The following is a 5,999-nucleotide window of genomic DNA, read 5'->3' as shown; positions in this document are numbered from 1 at the left end:
GTACAAAATGATATTGCTAATATATTAACCCAACAATATAATAATACCGCTAAAGATTGTGGTGATGCTCAATCACCTGCTTTTCTTTGCTCTGGAGTTTTGATGAGAGGGACTCGGCCTGGATTTAAATTTTGGAAGTTAAATCCATCTTCTATAAAAAATAATGGAGTTTCTTTTTCATATTTAAGAAAAGATGCTAAATTTGGCAATACATTTGCTAGCGTTAATGGTTTTATTCTTTTTCCTGAACAAATGGCCCCTGAAGATAAGGTTAAAGTTCCTGTATTATGCTCCTATGTTATTGATGCAAATACTTGGGGGCGTCAGGGAAATTACTGTGGTGCACCGCCTAAACCTTCAGATGGGAAATCATGCCAAGATTTTGGTGTTTTCACCGCTCATCAATTAAATAAGGCTATTGTAAGAAAGTCTGCATGGGGAGTCTGTGCATTTGATGTTAGACCGACGGCTAAAGATCCAGCAGATGCTTTTTATCAAACATTACTTGCAATGCCTTATCATGGTAATGGTTTAAATTATAATGAGATAGTCGTTCAACCTTGGGATGAAAATAAGCCACAAACAGTACCTATTGAAGCCCTTTTTTATTCAAACGGTGCAGGTTTAATTAATGCACAAAAAGATCAACGTGATTATAAAGATGCAACAGGTAAATTTTTACCTATTGTTAAAATCGAATTACCTAAAGGTGCAAATGTAAAACAGGCAACAGATGCTGTATTTACATTTAACCTTAAAGATCAAGTTGTGAGTCAGTAGTATAATATTTTAGTTATACCCTATGGATTTCAAGATGCATCGGAGCGGCAAAGGAGCGAATCCCCGGGAGCATGGATAACTATGTGACCGGGGTGAGCGAGTGCAGCCAACAAAAAGGCAACTTGAAAGATAACGGGTATATTATGGATAAAGTGGTTCAAGACTGTACACCAACATTGATTACCCGACAGCATGGTGGCGATTGTGTCATTATTTCGAGAGTAGAATATGAAAGCCTTGAAGAAACCGCTTATTTGTTACGCTTACCGGCTAATGCAAAACATTTACTTAAATCATTAGAGAAGGTAAGTGGCGGAAATTTGCAGGAAAGGTAATTAAATAAGCATTTTATTGATAAATTCTGGCAAAATGACCTTTTCTGGCAACAGAATGATAAGAAGCCCGTTAAGCGGATTAACGCGCTTCTTAAAAGTGTAGAAAGTGAATCGTTGATTTAATCAAATACTATTCTACACTGGTGATTCTTTGGTTTTATAATTTTTAGATATTGTTGATGAAAAATTACTTCCCGCACTATCTACCTTACCAGTAATAACATTGACTGGCGTTGATAATATTCCGGAGCAATTATGGCAAGCAGAAAAATCATCTCCAGCTTGTCTTGTTGTCAATCGCTGAGTAAAAATAGATGATTCCAGCATATCCCGCATATATTCGCCTATTTTTCGACTTCCAATATCTTTCCCTTGTTTTTTATCATTTGAAGTTAATAAATGATTAAGTGCTTTTACCTCTGCATGCAAACCGGCAATACCAGCCATCGTGGGTAATACACCTGCATTATTAATCATGTGCTCTTTAATTAAGACTTCAGTTATTGGATGTAAAGGACTTCCTGCTTTTTCATACATATCCTTTATCCCTGAAATAAAGGATTTAGAGTCAGTGATGATATAGGCTATAGGTTCATCTGTTGGTTGAATTTCCGTTTGTCCCTGTCCATTTTTCTTTATTAATTCTTTATGATGTTTAAATGATTTAATACCAGGAAATAGTTTTCCTTCAGCTAAATTTCTATCATTATCCTTAAAATTGACAAATTCATCATTATAATCATCATTATGTATATATCCTGCATGAGCAGCGAAATTATCTAAAGATTTTTTTGAATAAATAAAACTTCCACCAGGAGTACCATTCTCTTTTAAACCAGGTACAGAAAAATTACGTTGCTTTGTTGCAGATCTTTGCTGACCAAATTGCCTTGAAGAGTCTAGGATTAATCGGGTCTTTGCACTAAAATCAGATAGCTTAGGCGTTTTATTCTGATAAGCAGACATGACTGCTTGGGAGTCAGGAATATCCAGATGTAATGCATCTAATAATGTTTCATCTGAGGTTTTGTTTTCGCAAGATTGGCGAATTTCTTTACAAATATCATTTTTGAACATTTAGAAGTCCTCTATAATGGTTGCATTTTTTACATTTAAGAACATTATTACGATGATTTAATATTTGAATGAAGAGTGGATTATTTAATTGAAGTAAAATATCAAGTTTATCTTTTAAAATTTCAATATTTTTTAATAAAATTATTTGTATCATACTCTCTTGGATAAATATCTATATTTTTATCTTTTTTAACCTTATCTGGCTTTACACTGTGAACATTTTTATTTATCTCAAGTAATTCATTAATTAATTCCTTTTGTCGACTTCCAGATAATTTATTAAATTCATTGCTTAATAATTAACTTAGTTTATCAGTATTAATTGGCTCCTTTGTTTTGGAGTTTGACCAATCTTCTCTTTCTTTAACACTTTCACTATTTTATAACATTGAAAACCCAGGTAAATATATTAAAAAATAATTATTTTTAATTGGTGATTATTTATTGAGTGAATGCTTAGTGGTTATTTTTGTTATTTTAATATGAGATTATTTTTAAATCCCAATTAATTCATCAGTATTTTCTTTAGAAATAATAACCTCTTGACTATTTTTCCATTTGGCAAGCGTATCTTTTATTCTGATGATGAAGCAGGTGGATTCAGACTCGCTCTTATCGCTTGGAATGTAAATGTGCCGCTTCTATGTGTTTCGTGCATTGGTTCAAGCTCACTCTGGTGATTTCCATCACCGTTTCACGGTCGAGACTCATGTTGCGGTGACTGTTCTGCCAGTCACCGTAAGATTCTCTTTTACACAAATCGTTGAATGCTGATTAAGTGCTCTTTGCATGAGTTAGTGGCGTATTTGCTCAAGTTCGTTCTGACTCAGACCGGTGGTTTTCATCACTGTTTCACGATCGATTCCGCTGTTCAGCAATGCATGAGCAATTTTTAACGTTGCCTCCTGACGCCCTTCCTGATGTCCTTCCTGACGCCCTTCCTGATGTCCTTCCTGACGCCCTTCTTGACGTCCTTCTTGACGTGCTTTATGTTCCAATCTTTGCGCTATTGTCATCAGTACCTCCTCATACCTCGGGGACTGTTCTGCCAGTCGCCGGATAAAACCCTCTGGATCGGCGGTATCTCCCGCCTGTAATAAGTAGTTTAGCACGCTTTTTAGCTGCTCATCCGTATAGTAATCATACGCCAGCAGTATGACCAGTTCTTGCAGTAACTCCGCCATATCACGCTGCCGGATATGCTTTTGCACCATTTCCAGTAGCGCGACCCGTTTATGCGTCAGAATTTCATCATCAGGTATCACCGTCACATCGACCAGCGGGAATGGACCGGAATAGATTTCCTTCGCCAGCGCCGGATCATCGAAGCAGTCGAGCCAATGGGTACTCCAGGGATACGGCTGGATTTTCCCGTGATAGAACAACACCGGAATGACCAGCGGTAATTTTTCATGTCCCTGTTCCAGATGTCGTTGCATGGCTGAAATACCGTAACGCATAAGCCGAAATGCTATCATTTTGTCCGGAGTGCTCTGGTGTTCGATCACGCAATACACGTAACCGTCACCTCGGGCTGTTTTCAGTGAATACAAAATGTCGGAATAATGCGCCCGCAGATTGTCTTCAATAAACGACCCGGATTCCAACCGCAGTGTATCCAGATCACAAACGGCCCGTAATGTCGCGGGCAAATGTATCTCCAGAAAGTCTCTGGCCGTATCAATATGACCTAAAAACTGCTTAAAAACAGCGTCATGTGGCGTTGGTGTGTGTTTTTTATTCATAGGCGGATAATAGCATACTTTCTTTTATATTGAAGAAATATTAAGCAAGAAACTGAGCGGACTGTGATGCCTTGAATTTCCTTCTTAATCGAAGTTCAGGTTAATTATCAACATAACTTGTTACTGGATTTGTATTGGTATAAAAGCGTAAAGCCTGATCATTGCGACTAAAATAATAGCCTAAAATAACATGATAATCCGAAGAATTAATAATTTCTTCTATCTCCTGATAGGTGGTTTTTATGACATCTTTGATATGTATTAGGTGAGCATCTCCTATGGAGACAACAAATGTATGATTTTCCTTTTCAGCGGCGTGTTTTGCCATTTTCTCTGCTAACGTTGGATTGATATATTCATCTCGTCATGTACCAGAAGTAGAATGGAGCATTAATGGGCTCTTTTCCTCTGGAACTTAACCAATCTACTATTTTAAGTGCAGGTAATACGCCATTTCCTAAATCTGACTGATAAATATATCCTACAATTCCTTGGCTGGTTGATGTAATATCAATCAGAAACATATGTCCAAATCGGTGATCATTAACTAATGCAACATAGCTACTCGAATCGTTGAATTGACCAAGTTTTTCGGAAAATTCATTGCCGTTTATTTTTTCTTTTTTAAATTGTTCTACAGGATTAACGGCCTGTTCTCCTTCGGTCATTAATTTAAATATATTTTGTGCAGACAAGCCGCAAACCGGTTCAATGGGATCATAAGGGTTTACGCCAACAATATCTTTATAAGCTTTAAGTCCTCCGAATTGAGAAACATTCTCATCGATTACTTTAAGTATAACATCAGAATTTCTATCGATGATTTTATCCTACCAATTATCATACCAAAGTAATTTGTTTCCCTTGGGATCATTATGGAGTTTTATAATATCATCTATTAATTCTGTAGAATTTTCGTTATCGTTTTGGGATGATAATCTCCCTCTTAGTTTAGATGGCTTGGTGTGACAACCCACTTCCAGGTGCGAGTCTGTTGCTATATTTGCAGATTTTGCTGCATTTTTTGTTTCTGTTTTTCCACCATTTTCTTTAACATTTTCACTATATTAGTTTTGCATTATCTTACCTATAGAATAGAATGAATTCGATGAATGAATAGCATATGGATCAAACTAATATTTCACTATTTTATAACATGGAGATCTGAAATAAATATATTAAAAATAATTAATTTTAATAAATAATGATTTGTTAGGTGAGTGATTGTTTTTTATTTTAGTATAAAAATAATTTTAAATCCCAATTAACTTATCAGTATTTTCTTTAGAAACAACAATGCCAACATTGTTTATCTTAACAATAGCCGCCTGGCTGTTTTTCCATTTGGCAAGCGTATCTTTTATTCTGATGATGAAGCAGGTGGATTCAGACTCGCTCTTATCGCTTGGAATGTAAATGTGCCGCTTCTATGTGTTTCGTGCATTGGTTCAAGCTCACTCTGGTGATTTCTATCACCGTTTCACGGTCGAGACTCATGTTGCGGTGACTGTTCTGCCAGTCACCGTAAGATTCTCTTTTACACAAATCGTTGAATGCTGATTAAGTGCTCTTTGCATGAGTTAGTGGCGTATTTGCTCAAGTTCGTTCTGACTCAGACCGGTGGTTTTCATCACTGTTTCACGATCGATTCCGCTGTTCAGCAATGCATAAGCAATTTTTAACGTTGCCTCCTGACGTCCTTCCTGACGCCCTTCCTGATGTCCTTCCTGACGCCCTTCTTGACGTCCTTCCTGACGTCCTTCTTGACGTGCTTTATGTTCCAATCTTTGCGCTATTGTCATCAGTACCTCCTCATACCTCGGGGACTGTTCTGCCAGTCGCCGGATAAAACCCTCTGGATCGGCGGTATCTCCCGCCTGTAATAAGTAGTTTAGCACGCTTTTTAGCTGCTCATCCGTATAGTAATCATACGCCAGCAGTATGACCAGTTCTTGCAGTAACTCTGCCATATCACGCTGGCGGATATGCTTTTGCACCATTTCCAGTAGCGCGACCCGTTTATGCGTCAGAATTTCATCATCAGGTATCACCGTCACATCGA

General features: G+C 37.2%; 9 protein-coding genes. 4 read left to right on the top strand and 5 right to left on the bottom strand.

Going from position 1 to position 5,999, the window contains the following annotated elements; genetic code table 11:
- Both ACGF7G_RS21350 and ACGF7G_RS21345 read left to right on the top strand, forming a co-directional pair.
- The coding region (locus ACGF7G_RS21350; RefSeq protein ID WP_387468215.1) for a hypothetical protein at positions 1-780 on the top strand (780 nt) is incomplete at its 5' end.
- A 143-nt stretch (positions 781-923) separates the two neighbouring features.
- The gene (locus ACGF7G_RS21345; RefSeq protein ID WP_387468219.1) at positions 924-1,115 is read left to right on the top strand and encodes a type II toxin-antitoxin system prevent-host-death family antitoxin; all 192 of its coding nucleotides are present in this window, start codon (positions 924-926) and stop codon (positions 1,113-1,115) included.
- A gap of 135 nt (positions 1,116-1,250) precedes the next feature.
- On the opposite strand, the gene ACGF7G_RS21340 is transcribed toward ACGF7G_RS21345, so the two are convergent.
- Positions 1,251-2,192, bottom strand: a complete 942-nt coding sequence (locus ACGF7G_RS21340; RefSeq protein WP_387468214.1) for a YwqJ-related putative deaminase — start codon at positions 2,190-2,192, stop codon at positions 1,251-1,253.
- A 630-nt stretch (positions 2,193-2,822) separates the two neighbouring features.
- Here ACGF7G_RS21340 and ACGF7G_RS21335 point away from each other — a divergent pair.
- Positions 2,823-2,966, top strand: coding sequence for a hypothetical protein (locus ACGF7G_RS21335; protein WP_387468213.1), 144 nt, complete (start codon positions 2,823-2,825; stop codon positions 2,964-2,966).
- A 20-nt stretch (positions 2,967-2,986) separates the two neighbouring features.
- On the opposite strand, the gene ACGF7G_RS21330 is transcribed toward ACGF7G_RS21335, so the two are convergent.
- The 3 genes from ACGF7G_RS21330 to ACGF7G_RS21320 form a co-directional block, all read right to left on the bottom strand.
- On the bottom strand, positions 2,987-3,937 hold the full coding sequence (locus ACGF7G_RS21330) for an Rpn family recombination-promoting nuclease/putative transposase (protein ID WP_387468211.1): 951 nt from the start codon (positions 3,935-3,937) through the stop codon (positions 2,987-2,989).
- 100 nt (positions 3,938-4,037) lie between these two features.
- A complete protein-coding gene (locus ACGF7G_RS21325) occupies positions 4,038-4,265 on the bottom strand; it encodes a hypothetical protein (RefSeq protein ID WP_387468209.1) in 228 nt (75 codons plus the stop codon).
- A 28-nt stretch (positions 4,266-4,293) separates the two neighbouring features.
- Positions 4,294-4,725, bottom strand: coding sequence for a cycle-inhibiting factor (locus tag ACGF7G_RS21320; RefSeq protein WP_387468217.1), 432 nt, complete (start codon positions 4,723-4,725; stop codon positions 4,294-4,296).
- Positions 4,726-5,353: 628 nt separating this feature from the next.
- On the opposite strand from ACGF7G_RS21320, the gene ACGF7G_RS21315 reads away from it, so the two are divergent.
- Complete coding sequence (locus ACGF7G_RS21315) at positions 5,354-5,497, top strand: hypothetical protein (RefSeq protein ID WP_387468207.1); 144 nt, start codon at positions 5,354-5,356, stop codon at positions 5,495-5,497.
- Positions 5,498-5,517: 20 nt separating this feature from the next.
- Here ACGF7G_RS21315 and ACGF7G_RS21310 read toward each other — a convergent pair.
- On the bottom strand, positions 5,518-5,999 hold a 482-nt coding region (locus tag ACGF7G_RS21310), incomplete at its 5' end, for an Rpn family recombination-promoting nuclease/putative transposase (protein WP_387468205.1).

Origin of the sequence: Photorhabdus sp. RM323S, assembly GCF_042879375.1 — a bacterium.
GTDB classification, from domain to species: Bacteria; Pseudomonadota; Gammaproteobacteria; order Enterobacterales; family Enterobacteriaceae; genus Photorhabdus; species Photorhabdus tasmaniensis.
The sequence above is the reverse complement of the archived record's forward strand: the minus strand, read 5'-3'. Positions and strand labels throughout refer to the sequence as shown.

What these genes read in the sequence shown, in the direction of transcription:
- ACGF7G_RS21330 (WP_387468211.1), bottom strand. Translation starts at nt 3,937, where the DNA reads ATGAATAAAAAACACACACCAACGCCACATGACGCTGTTTTTAAGCAG.
- ACGF7G_RS21335 (WP_387468213.1), top strand. Translation starts at nt 2,823, where the DNA reads ATGTGCCGCTTCTATGTGTTTCGTGCATTGGTTCAAGCTCACTCTGGT.
- ACGF7G_RS21345 (WP_387468219.1), top strand. Translation starts at nt 924, where the DNA reads ATGGATAAAGTGGTTCAAGACTGTACACCAACATTGATTACCCGACAG.
- ACGF7G_RS21340 (WP_387468214.1), bottom strand. Translation starts at nt 2,192, where the DNA reads ATGTTCAAAAATGATATTTGTAAAGAAATTCGCCAATCTTGCGAAAAC.
- ACGF7G_RS21315 (WP_387468207.1), top strand. Translation starts at nt 5,354, where the DNA reads ATGTGCCGCTTCTATGTGTTTCGTGCATTGGTTCAAGCTCACTCTGGT.
- ACGF7G_RS21325 (WP_387468209.1), bottom strand. Translation starts at nt 4,265, where the DNA reads ATGGCAAAACACGCCGCTGAAAAGGAAAATCATACATTTGTTGTCTCC.